At 58.5% G+C, this 15944-nt stretch carries 13 protein-coding genes and 1 pseudogene; 13 read left to right on the forward strand and 1 reads right to left on the reverse strand.

What is annotated here, in order from left to right:
• The first annotated feature begins 484 nt into the window (after nucleotides 1–484).
• The 9 genes from EJ074_RS18010 (at nucleotide 485) to EJ074_RS18050 (ending at nucleotide 10056) form a co-directional block, all read left to right on the forward strand.
• Nucleotides 485–1075 (forward strand): NodA family N-acyltransferase, encoded by a 591-nt coding sequence (locus EJ074_RS18010; RefSeq protein ID WP_024505875.1) that lies wholly within the window; start codon nucleotides 485–487, stop codon nucleotides 1073–1075.
• Nucleotides 1072–1731 carry a chitooligosaccharide deacetylase NodB gene (gene nodB / locus EJ074_RS18015; protein WP_126057632.1) on the forward strand — a complete coding sequence of 220 codons (660 nt, stop codon included), beginning with the start codon at nucleotides 1072–1074 and terminating at the stop codon, nucleotides 1729–1731. Before EJ074_RS18010 ends, nodB begins: the two co-directional genes overlap by 4 nt.
• A gap of 15 nt (nucleotides 1732–1746) precedes the next feature.
• Nucleotides 1747–3072 carry a chitooligosaccharide synthase NodC gene (nodC, locus tag EJ074_RS18020; protein ID WP_032899868.1) on the forward strand — a complete coding sequence of 442 codons (1326 nt, stop codon included), beginning with the start codon at nucleotides 1747–1749 and terminating at the stop codon, nucleotides 3070–3072.
• Nucleotides 3073–3332: 260 nt separating this feature from the next.
• On the forward strand, nucleotides 3333–4247 hold the full coding sequence (gene nodI, locus EJ074_RS18025) for a nodulation factor ABC transporter ATP-binding protein NodI (RefSeq protein WP_024505873.1): 915 nt from the start codon (nucleotides 3333–3335) through the stop codon (nucleotides 4245–4247).
• Nucleotides 4248–4250: 3 nt separating this feature from the next.
• The gene (locus EJ074_RS18030; protein ID WP_029356621.1) at nucleotides 4251–5039 is read left to right on the forward strand and encodes an ABC transporter permease; all 789 of its coding nucleotides are present in this window, start codon (nucleotides 4251–4253) and stop codon (nucleotides 5037–5039) included.
• A 289-nt stretch (nucleotides 5040–5328) separates the two neighbouring features.
• Nucleotides 5329–6090 carry a sulfotransferase gene (locus EJ074_RS18035; RefSeq protein WP_024505871.1) on the forward strand — a complete coding sequence of 254 codons (762 nt, stop codon included), beginning with the start codon at nucleotides 5329–5331 and terminating at the stop codon, nucleotides 6088–6090.
• Between the two features lie 377 nt (nucleotides 6091–6467).
• A complete protein-coding gene (locus tag EJ074_RS18040) occupies nucleotides 6468–7754 on the forward strand; it encodes a dicarboxylate/amino acid:cation symporter (RefSeq protein ID WP_126063813.1) in 1287 nt (428 codons plus the stop codon).
• 272 nt (nucleotides 7755–8026) lie between these two features.
• Nucleotides 8027–9088, forward strand: coding sequence for a LacI family DNA-binding transcriptional regulator (locus tag EJ074_RS18045; RefSeq protein WP_024505889.1), 1062 nt, complete (start codon nucleotides 8027–8029; stop codon nucleotides 9086–9088).
• Between the two features lie 164 nt (nucleotides 9089–9252).
• Nucleotides 9253–10056, forward strand: a complete 804-nt coding sequence (locus tag EJ074_RS18050; RefSeq protein WP_024505888.1) for a TIM barrel protein — start codon at nucleotides 9253–9255, stop codon at nucleotides 10054–10056.
• Nucleotides 10057–10104: 48 nt separating this feature from the next.
• On the opposite strand, the gene EJ074_RS18055 is transcribed toward EJ074_RS18050, so the two are convergent.
• The gene (locus tag EJ074_RS18055) at nucleotides 10105–11022 is read right to left on the reverse strand and encodes a LysR family transcriptional regulator (RefSeq protein WP_024505887.1); all 918 of its coding nucleotides are present in this window, start codon (nucleotides 11020–11022) and stop codon (nucleotides 10105–10107) included.
• 701 nt (nucleotides 11023–11723) lie between these two features.
• Between EJ074_RS18055 and EJ074_RS30765 the strand changes: the two are divergent.
• The 4 genes and pseudogenes from EJ074_RS30765 to EJ074_RS18070 all read left to right on the forward strand — a co-directional run.
• Nucleotides 11724–12098 (forward strand): annotated as a pseudogene (locus EJ074_RS30765) (IS110 family transposase); the annotation flags it as partial.
• Nucleotides 12099–12189: 91 nt separating this feature from the next.
• Nucleotides 12190–12714 carry a transposase gene (locus tag EJ074_RS30770; protein ID WP_245265439.1) on the forward strand — a complete coding sequence of 175 codons (525 nt, stop codon included), beginning with the start codon at nucleotides 12190–12192 and terminating at the stop codon, nucleotides 12712–12714.
• A 1218-nt stretch (nucleotides 12715–13932) separates the two neighbouring features.
• Nucleotides 13933–14214 (forward strand): acyl carrier protein, encoded by a 282-nt coding sequence (locus EJ074_RS18065; protein ID WP_126057635.1) that lies wholly within the window; start codon nucleotides 13933–13935, stop codon nucleotides 14212–14214.
• Entirely contained in the window at nucleotides 14215–15423 is a 1209-nt protein-coding gene (locus EJ074_RS18070) for a beta-ketoacyl-[acyl-carrier-protein] synthase family protein (RefSeq protein WP_126057636.1), read from the forward strand.
• Nucleotides 15424–15944 lie beyond the last annotated feature (521 nt).

A 15944-nucleotide genomic window follows, 5' to 3' on the forward strand; every position in this document is an offset into this window, starting at 1 on the left:
GCTGGATACACGAAAGAGATACTGAACCCGCGAATCAGATTCTGATCAATCGTCGTGTCTGAGCTCCGCTCGGCTCTTACGGAGATAATCGCGCGGCCCGGCAACGGCCGCGCGTGCCGCGGGCGTGAGCTTTGCGCTTCGTCAGAAGTGCCTCGAGCGTGACGACGATAATTGACCAGCCATATGGAACGCATTCGCCCAGTTATCCAAAGCGTGGATACCTTTCATCTAAACAAAGGATTTTACCGTTTTTGCTGCAGGTCCCATAGAGGCGCTTCAAGTTGGAAAGATAGGTAGTTCCCATGGTTGCGTTGGATCCGAGGAGCATCATCTGGTGTGCGGGGCGCACAAAGTCAGTCGCATCTGCATTACGGCTTGGTCTTTCGGCGGTCTCCACAAGTTACGCCCCGTTGGTGCGATGCCAATTATTTAACCAATGCTTGGACATTTATCTCAACCAGACAGCTCCAAGGTGAGGTCTTCCATGCGCCCGAATGTCGATTGGAAGTTGTGCTGGGAAAATGAGCTGCAACTGGCCGACCATGTCGAACTCTCCGACTTTTTTCGAAAGACCTATGGACGGACTGGCGCCTTCAACGCGGAGCCATTCGAAGGCGGCCGCAGTTGGGCCGGCGCGAGGCCGGAATTCCGCGCAATCGGCTACGACGCGCATGGGGTAGCGGCTCACATCGGCATGCTGCGGCGCTTCATCAAAGTTGGCGAGGTCGACTTGATCGTCGCTGAATTGGGCCTGTACGCGGTTCGTCCGGATCTTGAAGGGCTCGGAATCGGTTTTTCGATGCGCGTGGCGTACCCAGTGCTCCATCAGTTGGGTGTTCCATTCGCTTTCGGCACGGTTCGGCACGCGCTGCGAAACCATGTCGAAAGATTCTGCAGAGCCGGCCTCGCGAACATTGTGTCGGGCGTTCGCGTACGATCGACCCGTCCAGATGTGCATCCCGACCTGCCGCCCACGCGCCTGGAAGACGTACTCGTGTTGGTTTCGCCGATCGGACGCTCGATGGACGAGTGGCCGTCCGGTACCCTGATCGACCGGAACGGTCCGGAACTATGAAGCCTCTGGACTACATATGCGAAGGGCAGAGTGACAATGCCGATGGCACTGCAGAGCGCAGCGTCTATCTGACGTTTGACGATGGTCCCAATTCATTTTTCACACCGCAGATACTCAATGTGCTGGCGCAACATCAGGTGACGGCGACCTTCTTCGTTGTTGGGGCCTACGCGGCCGACGAGCCGGAACTCGTTCGCCGAATTATTACAGACGGGCACGGTATAGCCAACCACACGATGACTCATCCGGACCTGGCCAAATGCGGGTCCGTCGAAGTCGACTGCCAGATAGTTGAGGCAAACAGAGTCATAGGGATGGCTTGCCCGCAGGCCATGGTTCGGTACTTTCGTGCACCGTATGGCATCTGGACCGAAGAAGTAATCGCTGCATCAGCGGGTGCGGCATTGGCGCCCGTCCATTGGTCCATTGATCCACGCGACTGGTCTCGCCCCGGCGTTGACGCCATCGTCGACAGAGTGCTCGCCGATATCCGGCCGGGCGCAATCGTGCTGTTGCACGACGGGTGCGCTCCCGACGAATTGCAACCAGGCAATCAAGCCAGTCTGCGCGACCAGACGGTGACAGCGTTGTCACGCCTAATTCCAGAATTGCACGGCCGCGGATTTGTAATCCGATCACTTCCTCAACACCCCTGAACAAACAGAGATCCTATGGACCTTCTCACCACAGCCAGTACTGTTGCCGTTTCGTCTTATGCGGTGCTCTCGACTGTTTACAGAGGCATGCAAGCGGTCTACTCCCAACCGGAAAATGTTACGCCGCCGTCGGAAAGCTTGTTCGGATCCGACCGTTGGCCGAGCGTGGATGTCATTATCCCCTGCTACAATGAGGACCCGCGCACACTCGCGGCGTGTTTAGCTTCCATTGCAAATCAAGATTACGCCGGAACATTTCAGGTCTATCTGGTTGACGACGGTTCTGGAAATCGTAATGCCGTCATCCCGGTACATCACGCCTACGAGGGCGACCCGAGATTCAATTTCATTCTGCTCCGCGAGAATGTTGGCAAACGCAAGGCGCAGATCGCCGCCATCCGCCGCTCATCTGGAGATTTCGTGCTCAGCGTCGACTCTGACACGACACTTGCGTCCGACGTCATCACAAAGCTTGCAGTAAAAATGCGGGATTCCATGGTCGGAGCGGCCATGGGCCAGCTGACGGCATACAACCGCAGCGACACTTGGTTGACCCGATTGATCGATATGGAATACTGGCTGGCTTGCAATGAGGAGCGCGCGGCGCAAGGTCGCTTTGGTGCGGTCATGTGCTGCTGCGGCCCATGTGCAATGTACCGCCGGTCTTGTCTCCTTTCTCTGCTGGATCAATACGAGACGCAGCTGTTCAGGGGGAAACCAAGCGACTTCGGTGAAGACCGTCATCTTACGATCCTCATGCTGAAAGCAGGCTTTCGAACCGAGTACGTTCCAGGTGCCGTCGCGGCGACAGTCGTTCCGGACAAGATGGGACCTTATTTGCGCCAACAACTCCGCTGGGCACGAAGCACCTTCCGGGACACGATGCTTGCGCGAGGTCTACTGCGTGGCCTGGATCGCTATCTAACTTTGGATGTGATGGGAGAGAATCTCGGCCCATTGTTGCTCGGCATCGCGGTAGTAACGGCGCTCGGTGAGCTACTATTTTCACATACAGTAAATTGGTGGACGGTGCTGGCTATTGTCACGATGACCATAATCAGATCTACGGTGTTATCTTTCCGCACTCGGCAGCTTCGATTCATCGGCTATTCAATGCACGCGTTAATCAGGATATTCCTGTTGATCCCCTTGAAGGCTTACGCCCTGTGTACATTGAGCAATAGCGATTGGCTGTCGCGTAAAAGTGTTCCCCTGCCCAACAGGAGCACAAAGGAAATCACAAGCGCGATGCCGCTTGCCGGAGCAAATGCTGCGGGCAATTCTGGAATTGCGGAGTCACTTCATACTGCAGATCTTTCGCTCACAGCTGGTGAAGTCTGACGGCCTTGCAGCGCCGAGTGACCGAGTAAGTTGTGTCAGTCGACACGGGGTGAAGCTTTCGAGTTACCTATGGTCAGAACGGGAACTATCTGGAAGCGACACGTGGCATCTTGACGTTATTCTTTGGCGGAAGCGATACACGCGTCGCTCCGGCCGCGACTTTCCAAAGGTGCCATCTCAAGGCGGTGGCCTGCTCTGAACCAGAATTCGCAAGTAAGCTGCCGGTGGCCAATCGGACTCATTCCGCTTGAGATAGACGCATGTCCAATGTAGCAATCGACCTTACCGGCGTAACCAAATTATTCGGAAACAAGCTCGTTGTGGACGGGCTGTCCTTCACCGTTGCATCGGGAGAGTGCTTCGGTCTGCTGGGGCCGAACGGCGCAGGCAAGAGCACGATTGCGCGTATGCTCCTCGGTATGACCCGGCCTGACGCGGGTGATATAACAGTCCTCGGTCTACCAGTGCCGGCACGCAGCCGCTTGGCCCGCAAGGGCATAGGCGTGGTCCCGCAGTTCGACAATCTCGACCTGGAATTTACGGTACGCGAGAACCTGTTGGTGTTCGGGCGCTACTTCGGCATGAGTACAAGAGAGATCAACGCCGTCATCCCACGGCTCCTCGAGTTCGCTCGCCTTGAGAGCAAGGCGGATTCACGTGTCGGCCTGCTATCCGGCGGGATGAAGCGGCGCCTGACGCTGGCACGTGCTCTGATCAACGACCCCCAGTTGCTTGTGATGGATGAGCCCACGACCGGCCTCGACCCGCATGCCCGCCATCTGATCTGGGAGCGACTTCGTTTCCTGCTGGCGAGCGGAAAAACGATCATTTTGACCACCCATTTCATGGAAGAGGCTGAGCGGCTTTGTGATCGGCTGTGTGTTCTCGAGCGGGGACGCAAGATCGCCGAGGGCAGTCCTCATGCGCTGATCGACGAGTACATTGGGTGCAACGTGATCGAGATCTTCGGCGGCAATCCACAGGAGCTGATTTCGCTGATCAGACCGTACGTTCAGCGTGTCGAGGTAAGCGGCGAGACGCTCTTTTGCTATGCGCCTGAGCCGGAGGATGTGCGCATCCAGCTTCGCGGTCGAGCGGGTCTGCGTATTCTAGAGCGTCCACCCAGTCTGGAGGACGTTTTCTTGAGGTTAACCGGACGTGAGATGGAGAAGTGAGCAATGGGTGAACGTTTTGCGGCCGCTCTACCCGCCAACGCCTGGAACTGGATCGCGGTGTGGCGCCGCAATCATCTGGCATGGAAGAAGGTGGCATTTGCTTCAATGCTCGGCACCCTTGCTGATCCGATGATTTACCTTTTCGGGCTCGGCACTGGCCTTGGACTGTTGGTAGGCCGCATCGAAGGTGCATCCTACATCGCCTTTCTGGCAGCCGGCATGGTTGCGACGAGCGCGATGACAGCATCAACCTTCGAAACAATTTACGCGGTTTTCGGTCGAATGCGCGATCAGGGCACTTGGGAAGCAATCCTGCACACACAACTTACCCTCGGCGACATCGTTCTCGGTGAATTGACCTGGGCAGCCACAAAGGCCTTTCTGGCCGGTACGACAATTGCGATTGTTGCCGCCGCGCTAGGTTATGCCGCGTGGACGTCGGTTCTCTACGTGCTGCCGGTCATCGCTCTCACCGGGTTCGCCTTTGCGAGCCTGGCCATGCTCGTCATCGCGCTCGCGCCCAGTTATCACTATTTTATTTTCTATCAGACGCTTGTCATCACACCCATGCTGTTCCTTTCGGGCGCGGTTTTTCCAGTCGGCCAATTGCCAGGAGTGTTTCAGCAGATTGCGGCCTTCTCGCCGCTGGCGAATTCTATCGATCTAATCCGTCCGGTGATGCTCGGCCGCCTGGGCGACAATGTAGGGCTGCATATAGGCGCACTTTGCATGTTCGCTGTATTGCCTTTTTTTCTGTCGGCTGGACTGTTTCATCGACGACTAATGCGTTGACGCTTACCTACGCCCATCAACGAGAAGGAGGTCCGCAATGCCGGATTGCAAACTGCCCCCAGCGGCCCGGAGGCATGCGTGTGCCAGGAATCGCGAGTGGTACAACAACGCCGAAGCCGGGCGCCACCCAGCCGCTGCAGGCACGCGCCCATCTTCGCGACCACACCTCGGAGTACAGGCTGGGTGGTGAGGCGCGCGGACCCACCCGGAGCGTTCAAGCGATAGCAGCCAAGCTTCTTGTGCGCGTCCCCAGACCGTCGCGGCCATTATTTAGTTGGATACACATGCAATGACCCACAACGAACCAACTCCTGAGCCTTTTGTGATCCTTGCTATGCCAAGGACCGGAACACACTATTTAGAAGAATTGCTAAACGAGCATCCGACCGTTCTGAGTAACGGTGAGTTGCTAAACGAATATGATCCCAATTGGCCCAGCACGGATCGCCTGCTAGGCACGGATCGCGAGCTTCTTGAGCTTGCCTATGTGCGCTGCCCTATGCGCGACTACAAGAATGTGACGCATCTTGGCTGCAAGATCAATGAACCTCAGTTTCGCGAGCGTCCAGCATTCTTTGCGGAATTAGCTCGTTGGCCAGCACTCAAGGTCATCCTCGTTGTTCGCCGAAACGTATTGGAATCGCTCCGATCCTTTGTGCAGGCCAGGGAAAGCGGTCAGTGGCTGAAGTTCAGCTCGGACAACGATACCGCTCGGCCACCGAGCGTCAGGTTGTCAATCGCCGACTGTGAGGCTTATTTCAAAGCCGCCGACGATTTTCACGCTCGCGTTATGGACTCCTTCACGTCGACCAACCTGCTTGTAATGGAATACGAGAGCCTACTTCACGAACCTGCCCAATGCTTGGGAGCGGTTTGGGATTTCCTGGGCGTTCCAGCGCTTGAGCCATCAGATAACGCCATCTTGCAGCGCCAGGAAACGCGACCGCTTGATCAAACGGTGGAGAACTTTGACGAGTTGCGGATTCACTTCGCACGCGGACCTTATTCAAGATTTTTTGACCTCGGAGATTCAATGCGCTCCTACGCTTAATCGCTTGTACCGCGTGCTCTGATGGGCGTGTAGGATATCCTGCAGTTTGCGCGCATTCCGTTCCAAAACTGACAAACCAAAGTCACCAAGGCAACCGGCAGTCGATCTGCGGCGAACATCAAAGGGCACGGGCGCAAGGCGACCTGGTCAATTCCCTCTCTGATGAAGCACTTCCTCAGACGCGATCTTTGGCGAGCCTCGAGTGCAGAATTCCGGCAAGGTGGAGGGTTCCAGTGCGCAACTGCACCAATCTCGCTGGACGGGACAGGCGTCCAGTTGGCACGGCGCTTGCTCCGAGATGACAGCAGCGCTCGACCGGAGCGCAGCATGGGAGAAGGAGGAGCCCCCACCCCGATCCGGTCAGGGAGAGAGAAACGATGTTGGTTCCAAGAGTCCCCCGCGCGATCGCAGCGCCCCGCAAGCGCCATTTTGCCCGGACCTACGTGCAGGTACTTGCCGCCATGGTCCTTGGAGCCGCAATTGGCTACCTCTATCCGGAAACCGGCCAAAGCCTGAAGCCGCTCGGCGATGCCTTCATCAAAGTCATCAAGATGATTATCGCACCTGTCATCTTCCTGACAATTGCGACCGGCATTGCCGGCATGAGCGATCTGCAGAAGGTCGGCCGAGTTGCCGCCAAGGCGATGGTTTATTTCCTTACCTTCTCGACGCTTGCACTCGTTGTCGGGCTGATTGTCGCGAATATCGTTCAGCCTGGCGCCGGCCTCAACATCGATCCGGCCTCGCTCGATGTCGAAGCCGTTAAGGGCTATGTGGCCACGGCTCACGAGCAGTCCGTGACCAGCTTCCTGATGAACATCATCCCGTCAACGATTGCCAGTGCCTTCGCGGAAGGCGACATCCTGCAAGTCTTGTTCTTCTCGGTCTTGTTCGGCATTGCTCTGGCGATGACCGGAGAGACGAGCAGGCCGGTCGTTACCTTTCTCCAGGCGCTCACCGCCCCCATTTTTAAGCTCGTCGGCATTCTGATGAAGGCTGCACCCATCGGCGCCTTCGGCGCTATGGCCTTTACGATCGGCAAATACGGAATCGGTTCGGTGGCCAACCTCGCGATACTGGTCGCGACGTTCTATCTGACCGCCTTCCTCTTCGTGTTCGGGGTTCTCGGCGTGGTCTGCCGCTGCAACGGCTTCTCGATCTTTTCTCTTGTCCGCTACATCAAGGACGAGCTGCTGCTTGTCCTGGCAACGTCCTCCTCGGAGGCCGCGCTGCCCTCGCTCATGGAGAAGATGGAGAAGGCCGGCGCCGCGCGTTCGGTCGTAAGTCTCGTCATCCCTACTGGATACTCATTCAATCTGGACGGCACCAATATCTACATGACGATCGCCGCCCTCTTCATCGCGCAGGCGACGAACACAGATTTGTCAATTGCCGATCAGATCCTCCTGCTGCTAATTGCGATGCTTTCCTCGAAGGGTGCGGCAGGCGTCACCGGCGCCGGCTTCATCACATTGGCCGCTACTCTGTCTGTCGTGCCGAGTGTTCCCGTTGCCGGAATGGCTCTAATTCTTGGCGTGGACCGCTTCATGTCGGAATGCCGCGCGCTGACGAATTTAGTCGGTAATGCGGTGGCATCGCTCGTTGTCGCTCGCTGGGAAGGCGAATTGGACCAGTCCCGGATGGAAGCCGCTTTCCGCGGTTAGGGTTACATCAAACGGGCTCCCCGCAAGCAAGCAATAGCGCGACGTGTAAGTCACGGCCTTCACAGCAGTCGAATTGCCGGCCTCCAAAGAGCGCTGGAAATAGTGTACTAACGCGGAGAGTAATACAACACCATGAAGCCCCTAAGCAAACGAACGGTTCACGGAAACTCATCTGGGTCCGCATGGAGCGCTGTTCGTCGAATGCGTTATCAACCGTGGGGTGTGGTAACTATTTCAGCTTGCCGCCCCAAGCCGTCGCGGGATCGCACCGGATGACGGAGGACCGGCCGATCAGAATCGCTAGGGGAAAGCGCGTCACAATTGCCGATCTCGCCCGCGAAGCCGGAGTCAGCGTAGCAACAGTCGATCGGGTTCTGAACGTCCGCCTTCCGGTGCGAGAGGAGACCGCCCAGCGGGTCCATGCGGCCGCGCACGCGATCGGCTATCATGCTGCCGGTCTCATCAAACAGCGCTTGCAGCAGCACCTGCCGCACTACAAGCTGGGCTTCATCTTGAGAAAACCTGCCCACGATTTTTACCAAGATTTCGCTCGCAATATTGAAGAGTCGGTCAGTATGGCTAAATCCTTCCACGGCCTTCCGATCATCGAGTTCGCGCAGTCACATTTGCCGCGTGACCTGCTCCCGCTTCTTAAGGACCTTGGAAGCCGCTGCCAGGCGATCGCCATGGTGGCGGCCGATCACCCGAAAATCACAGCATCAGTCGAGGAGCTCAAGGCGAAAGGTATCCCGGTATTTTCGCTGTTATCCGACTTCGCCGATGGCGTGCGCGAGGGCTACATCGGCCTCAACAACAGCAAGGTCGGACGGACTGCCGCTTGGGTGTTTTCCAAGGCCGCAAAACGGCCCGGCAAGGTGGCGGTGTTTGTCGGAAGCCATCGCTTCCAGGCGCATGCGACGCGGGAAACGGCCTTTCGTGCCTATTTTCGTGAGAACGCGCCCAAATTCGAGGTGCTTGATCCGCTCGTGAACCTTGATGAACGGCAGCTCACTTACGAAAAATTGCTGGATCTTATGCAGCGGGAACCAGAGCTCGTCGGCTTCTATATGGCCGGCGGGGGTATAGAGGGAGCAATTTCCGCGCTCCGAGAAGAGGGGAGCGGTCAGGATCTCGTCGCGATCGTGAGTGAAATGACGCCGCAGTCACGTGGGGCGCTTGCGGATGACATCTTGACGATGGCGGTCGGCACGCCAATGCGCCGACTTTGCCAGGAGCTGATAATGGCAATGGAGCGGGCCATCAAAGCCGGCGTCGCGGAGAGCCCGGGGCAGACATTTCTGCCGTTCGACATTTATCTTCCGGAAAATATTTGACCTTGATGGATTTCTATCATGAGCGCCCATTTTCCTTTCACCGATGAAAGGAAAGCTCGATTGACTCGGCCGTCTCTGTCCGATCTGTGAACCGGCGTGGTTCCGTCTTGAAAGAAGCCGGATGCCGAAATGGCAGCCGCGCTTCATGGAAGGAAAGTCAAGCAATGCGCCAGGTATCGCCCCGCTTTGCACTCGATCACATGGCGGCGCCCCGCCTTGACGTCAGTGCGCTTTTCGCGCTTGCCCGTGACCAAGGCCTGACCGACGTCCAAATCCGTTACCCTCATTTCAGCAATCCTGTCGCACGCGGCATTCCGGCTGCGGACGTTCGGTTTGCCGCTACCGAAGCGGGCGTCACGATCATCTCTGTCAACGCCTTGCAGCGGTTCAACGACTGGACTCCAACGCGTCAGGCCGAGGCAAGCAACCTCGCCGATTATGCGACGGCGTGCGGGGCAGAGACGCTCGTGTTGGTGCCGGCCAACCGCAGCTCGTGGCCCACCAATAGCGAGCGCCAGGACAATCTTCGTTTCGCTCTAAACGAGATCAAGCCAATCCTCCAGTCGCGGGGTCTGATCGGTCTCATCGAGCCGCTGGGTTTCCGAACCTGCTCGCTTCGATCAAAGAAGGAAGCGGCCGAGGCCGTTGCCGCGGTTGATGGCCAGTCCGTCTTTCGCCTCGTGCACGACACGTTCCACCACACCCTGGCCGGGGAGACATGCCTGTTCTGCGAGCTTACCGGCCTGGTGCACATTTCAAGCGTAAACGACCCGACCTTCTGGATTTACCCCGATCGCTTTCTTGCAGGTTCCGACAATGGCAGCCAGATTCAGGCGCTGCTGGATGGCGGCTACGCGGGACCTTTCTCGTTCGAGCTGATCGAGGAAGTCCATTCTCTGGACGATCTCGCAGGCGCACTTGCCGCCAGCATCGACTTTATCCGGCGAGGGCTATTGTCGTCAAAGTAGATGGTGACAGGTGTAGTGACTATAGGTGCGCCTGAATTTTCCGAGGGTTCACAGCGGGGCAGCCATCCGAGATGCCTCCTGTATCATTATCTCCCGCATCCAGATGCTTGCCGGATCGCTATTGTGGAGGGCCGGCCATTGGAGGGTCTCGGTGAATGTGGGAAATGGCAGCGGAAGTTCGATAACCCGCAGGGGGAACGTTTTTTCGAAATGCCTGACCAGCCGTAAGGGCATGGTCGCTATACGAGCTGTGCCGGACACCATAGGTGGAATCATGCTGAAGCCCTGCACGGCGACCTCGACACGTCTCTTAAGGCCATGCTCAAGCAAAAACCATTCCTCGATAGACGGCTTCATCGTACGCCCGAACCTGACCGCGACGTGCCTCATCGACATGTATCTCTCGAATGTAAGCTGCTGTGGCAGCTGCTTGTTTGTGGGACAGCCTACGCACACGAGCTTCTCGTCAAACAGCGCAATGCTTGAATGCACACTCGACGTGAACATATCCGGTAGAATTAGAAAATCGACGTCACCGCGCCGGAGAAGCTCATCGGGGCTATCGTCGACAGGCAGCAGTTCGAAGCTGACGGCGGGGGCTTCCCGTGAAATACGCTCCACAAGCTTTTCGAAAAACACGAGCGTGACGAAATCGGAAAGAATGATCCTGAAGAGGCGATCGGCTCGAGCTGGGTCAAACGGATCCGAAGAAATAATCGAGCACTGGATGTGCTGGAGAGCGTCGCGAACTGCGGGGGCAAATGCTGCCGCACGCGGGGTTAGAAATCGTTCGCGACCTCTTATCGTAAACAGTTCATCGCGGAAATAATCGCGCAGTCGGGCGACGGCCGCACTCATGGCGGGCTGACTCAGGTTGATCCTGCGTGCCGCCGCCGAGAGATTACGCTCCGTCAGGAGTGCGTCGAGCACAACGAGGAGATTTAGATCAAGTCCTTTGAAACGCATGTCATCAGCCATCCATGGGATGGATGCCTTTAACCGAAACAAACGACTTTAACAATTTAGCATTCTTGCAATCTTTTGTCGCAAAAAGTTTATGATGGATGACGTTAAGGTCCGACATATGAGCCGCGTGATCTGCCGAAGCGAGCAATCGTTCGTACTGTGCAGGTCAGAGATTGGCAGTTTGAAACGCCGGGCCGATGGCGCCGGGCTATCAACCAGCGTCTTCGGCGGCCCCGACCTAGCTGGGCGTGGAATCTAATAGGGTGCACCTTTCCAGTCCGAGGCGACTGATGGGCGGTTTGATCCTAAGCTGCCGTGAGGCCTGTGCCAATTGTATCGGCGAGCCAATGCAGCAGTCCGGCAGCGTTTTTGAGAGCTGTTGTAGGCTCGGCCTAAGCCCATTGGCGCAAGCCTATCTGAACGAAGCGCTTGGCCTTGCCGCTATCCGGTATGTGATCTGTGGTGTCTTCTCGTCCTGCTGTTCTTGTTTTGGAACGCCCTTATGGTGAGCCCATCCGGGACGTGGGGCACCGGGAGCACAAAGGTGCAGGCAGGCCGTCAATAGACCGTGGGCTGAGAGCCCGAGCTCGTTACATGGCCGCCCCTGGCGACTTTCCCGGATGCGCTGCGAGCGCGGATCAGTAGATGTCGTGTTGCCCGCCAGCTCCCGTCTTTGACCGAGCCAAGAAGGAGGAACGGGCATGCTTATCATCGGACTGGATATTCACCGCGCCTTCGCCGAAGCAGTGGCATGGGAGGAGGGCAGGCTCAGGCGACTCGGCCGCGTCGACATGCGGCGCGATCTGCTGGCGGCGTTCGCCGCGAAGCTGTCGCCGAACGATGTCGGGGTGATCGAGGCCACCGGCAGCGCGACGTCCGCTGCAGCTGTGATTGCGCCGCATGTGAAGAAGGTGGGGATCGCCAAGCCGAAACAGGTGTTTATCGTTGCCTATGCCAAGATCAAAACGACGATCGACGCCGACGTTCTTGCGCAGCTCTATGCCAGCGGCTTCTTGCCAGAAGTCTGGATTGCGGACGAGCCGACGCAGGCTCTGCGTCGACAGGTGACACGGCGCAATCAGATTGTCCGACAGAGATCTCGATTGAAGAGCGTCATCCAGTCGATCCTTCATAGCCACCTGATCCGTCCTGCCCGCATGCCGACCTGTGCGGCGCCAAGGGTCGGACCTGGTAATCGAGCAGGTCGTACCGCAGGACGAGCGCCTCGCGATCGATGGGCATCTGCGCGAGTTCGACCGATTGGGCGAAGACCTCCAGGTCATCGAACGCGATCTTGTCCGCTCGGCTCTCGAGGATGAAGGCGTGAAGCGGCTGATGACCATTCCCGGCGTCGACATCACCGTCGCGCTGGCGATGAAGGGCGGCGATCGGCGACGTGTCGCGCTTCGACGATCCGCAGAAGCTCGTGACCTATCTCGGGTTGAACCCAAGCGTCCAGCAGTCCGGCCAGGTCCGGCCTACCATGGGCGGATCACCAAGCAGGGCCGTGGTCATGCGCGCGGCATGCTCGTCGAGGCGGCCTGGGCGGCCGCTCGTGCTCCCGGACCGTTGCGAGCCTTCTCCCTGCGGCGTGCGAGCCCGGCGCGGACAGCATGTCGCGGCCGTGGCAACCGCACGCAAACTCTCTGTCGTGATCTGTCATCTGTTGAGAAGGGCGAGAGTTACGCGTAGGCTCGACCCTCCCTGCATGCCAAGAAGCTTGCGCGATGTGGAACTCAAGGCCGGGAGCAAGGCTGTGCGCGGCCAAAAGGGAGCGCACGCCTACAACATAAAGAGCCACCGGGAAGAAGAGCGCCGCTGGGTGGAGCAGGCCGAGGGCGCCTATGCACGCCTCGTCGCCGGTTGGAACCCACGAGGTCCGAAGAGGGTAGGCACGGATGCCGCAAACCGGGCGCCCAGCTTGGCATAAGGGCTACGTGGCCTCAGGAAGCGTCGTCGCCAATGCAGACCATGGACGAATTCCCAGCCGATGCCGAGATGCCGGTCGACCGTGCCTGTCGCCGTCCGGTGATGCGATGCCCCCGAGCGGATGAGTTCGCCCCGGATGCTCCCGGTCACGACGCACGGGTTCGGGTTCCAAGGCGCTCAGTTTTGTTCGCGCCCAATCGGTGTAGGACGCGGCAGAAAATACGAGCGTGACGAAATCGGGAAGAATGATCCTGAAGCGGCGATTCGGTAGAGCCGGGTCAAACTATCCGACGAAATAAACGAGCACTGGATGGGCGGGAGAGCGTCGCGAACTGGAGGGCAAGAGCTCCCGGACGCAGCGTTAAGTTTGAATACCTCCGCGGACATGGTCGCGAGCTTATCGCGCAAATAATCGAGCAGCCGAGCGCCGGCCGCACTCATGACCGGCTGGGCTCGGTTAATCCTGCATGCCGCGCCCATGAGGTTGCGCTCTGTCGGGAGTGCGTCGAGCACAACGACGAGATGTAGTTCACGATCTTTGAAACGCGTGGTCAACTATCCAAAGTGTGGATGCCTTTCATCGAAACAAACGATTTCATCAATGTTCTGGAATCCTGCATGGGCAGAAGCACCTGACGCACACCGATGCCCCCACTGCCTCATGGCGTGGCGAGCGTCTTAAGAAACCGCCCGAAAGGAGATTTTTCATGCGCTCTACCGGGCAGTGGAGTGCTGGGAAAGGGAGTTGCAACTGACCGGGTCCGACTTCTTCCGAGCCTATGGACAGACTGGGAGACGCGCACGGTGTAGCGGCTCACATCGTCATACTGCACCTACGCCACACACCGGCCGGACCTGATCCGGCTTTATGAGCATTGGGCTTTGTCAGTTGCCCAAGCGTGATGGCTTTCGCGACGCGGCGCGCCTCAGGAACTGAGCCGCGTCCAGGTCGAAACGCGGGAAAGAAAGACAGGAAACAGAATGGCCGATCAATTCGCAACGGACGTCATTGCCCTGATCAAGAAACGCGCCGAGTCGGAGAGCGGTGAGGGAATGCCTACGTCATTCGTCGGCGAGATAACAATCGCCACGGAACTGGACGCGCTCGGGTTTGATTCGCTGGGTTTGGCGGACGTCCTCTGGGATGTGGAGCAGGCCTACGGCATCAAGATCGACATGAACACGGCCGATGCCTGGTCCAATCTCAAGAATGTCGGCGACGTCGTGGAAGCCGTCCGCGGCTTGCTTGCGAAGGAGGCTTGAATGGACAGGCGCGTCGTTATCACCGGAGTGGGCGGCCTGTGCGGACTGGGCACCGACGCCGCCTCTATGTGGAAAGAGATGCGCGAAGGCCGCTCCGCCATCGGCCCGATCGCCAATTCCGAGCTTCATGACCTGGAGGGCATGACCGGCGCTGAGATCAAGGCGCTGCCCCAGCACGACATCAATCGCAAGCAGTTCGTCTCCATGGCCCGCTTCAGCTTGCTCGCCGTGCTTGCAGCGCGCGAAGCCATGCGGCAGGCCGGACTTTCCTGCGACGAGGGGAATGCCCATCGCTTCGGCGCGACAGTGGGCGTCGGCGGCTTGGGCTGGGATGTGATGGAGGAAACTTACCGGGCCCTCCTTTTGGACGGCGCGAGGCGAGTTGGCATCCTCGCTGTACCCAAAACGATGCCAAGCGCCGCCGCCGGCCAGGTGAGCTTGAGCCTCGGCTTGCGCGGGCCGGTCTTCGGGGTGACCTCCGCATGTGCCTCGGCCAACCATGCGATCGCCTCGGCGGTGGACCAGATCAAGCTGGGCCGGGCCGACGTAATGGTTTCCGGAGGCAGCGACGCACCCTTCGCATGGGGCGTGCTGAAAGCATGGGAAGCAATGCGCGTGCTTTCACCCGATACCTGCCGGCCCTTCTCCGCCGATAGGAAGGGCCTGGTGCTGGGCGAGGGTGCGGGCATGGCCGTGCTGGAAAGCTACGAGCATGCCACGAGGCGTGGTGCCACAATTCTTGCCGAGATCGCCGGCGTCGGCCTTTCCGCCGATGCCTTCCACATTGCCGCGCCATCTGTCGAGGGGCCAGCGTCGGCGATGCGCGCCTGCCTTGCCGATGCCGGGCTGAATGCCGAGGACGTCGACTACCTCAACGCGCACGGCACCGGTACCAAAAGCAATGATCAGACTGAAACGGCGGCGATCAAGCGTGTGTTTGGAAACCACGCTTATTCGATGTCCATCTCTTCCACCAAGTCCACGCACGCGCATTGCCTCGGCGCAGCGAGCGCGCTTGAAATGATCGCCTGCGTGATGGCAATCCAAGAGGACGTCGTGCCGCCGACCGCCAACTATCGCGAGCCAGATCCCGCTTGCGACCTCGACATCACACCCAATGTGCCGCGCGAGCGCAAGGTGCGCGTCGCCATGAGCAACGCCTTCGCCATGGGCGGTACGAACGCAGTTCTGGCATTCAGGCAGGTGTAGAAGCCATGCAAGACGCCTCATTTGAGGTCACCTGTCGTATCTAGCTGCTTGAGGGGCGGGGCATTGTGATACAGGGAGAGCTGTGGGGTCCCTCCTTCTCGGCCTCGACGATGTGGAAGGAGCCTGTGCGGCGAAACGGGCTAGACGCCCCCAGGCCCAGAACTTGGGCGAAACCAACTCCCACCAAAGGACAGCCGGTTTAGTAGCCGAACAATGAAACCTCGCTCGACGAGCCGCCGTCTCTACTGTCTCCGGCCTCACGCGGTTGAAGCGAACAGCGCAGCAGCTACTGTTCCGCACAACTCGGATGGCAATTGGGACAAGTCCGCACATGTCGTCACGTACGCTGAACGCCGCAGGTACAGCCAAACTGGGGCGGGGCGTTTCTGCCGTTTTGATAGAATTCTATCAAACTGACAATTTTCCTTGCATAAATGCAAGGAGAGCTCGGTTGACTCCCCTCCTTTCTTGTCAAGGATGAGTTTGCAGGCTGCGGTGCGGCAGAAGCCGGACAGAACAGC

Source organism: Mesorhizobium sp. M3A.F.Ca.ET.080.04.2.1 (genome assembly GCF_003952525.1).
In the GTDB taxonomy this organism is placed as follows: Bacteria; Pseudomonadota; Alphaproteobacteria; order Rhizobiales; family Rhizobiaceae; genus Mesorhizobium.